Below are 478 nucleotides of genomic sequence, written 5' to 3'. Positions count from 1 at the left end.
GGCCCACGTCCGAGCGCTCTTGCAGCAGCACGCGGAACACATCTTCGGCCGTCATGTGGCGTTGCGTGCCACGCTGGAAGACTTCCAGAATTTTCAGGCGCGGTACGGTCGCTTTCAGTCCCGTATTTTTCAGTTCATCGATGTTGCTCATGGGCATCTTTCCAGCGCTGGGGCCAGTCCGGCTGGCAAGGGCCAACCGCTACAATCGCACGATCATATCGCCCCTTACTTTCCATGCTCCATAACCTGTGCCGCGGTGTTGCTTCTTCTTGGGTCGCCCTGATCCTGCTGGCCTTGACCGGGTGTGGCTCCTTCAATGGTGCGGGCAGCAAGGCTGTGCAGGCGATCTCGCCGTACAAGATTGATATCGTGCAAGGTAACGTGGTCACGCGTGAACAGGTGGCCGTACTGCGTCCCGGTATGCCGCGCGCCATGGTGCAGGATGTGTTGGGTACCTCGTTGCTGACCAGCGTGTTCC

At 59.4% G+C, this 478-nt stretch carries 2 protein-coding genes; one reads left to right on the top strand and one right to left on the bottom strand.

Going from position 1 to position 478, the window contains the following annotated elements; translation table 11 throughout:
* Positions 1-151 (bottom strand): transcriptional repressor (locus AC1D1Y_RS26325; RefSeq protein WP_477684942.1); only part of this gene is annotated, 151 nt, incomplete at its 3' end.
* Between the two features lie 83 nt (positions 152-234).
* Here AC1D1Y_RS26325 and AC1D1Y_RS26320 point away from each other — a divergent pair.
* On the top strand, positions 235-478 hold a 244-nt coding region (locus tag AC1D1Y_RS26320; protein ID WP_477684941.1), incomplete at its 3' end, for an outer membrane protein assembly factor BamE.

The sequence above is a fragment of the Polaromonas sp. P1_G1 genome, from assembly GCF_056405595.1.
The sequence above is the reverse complement of the archived record's forward strand: the minus strand, read 5'-3'. Positions and strand labels throughout refer to the sequence as shown.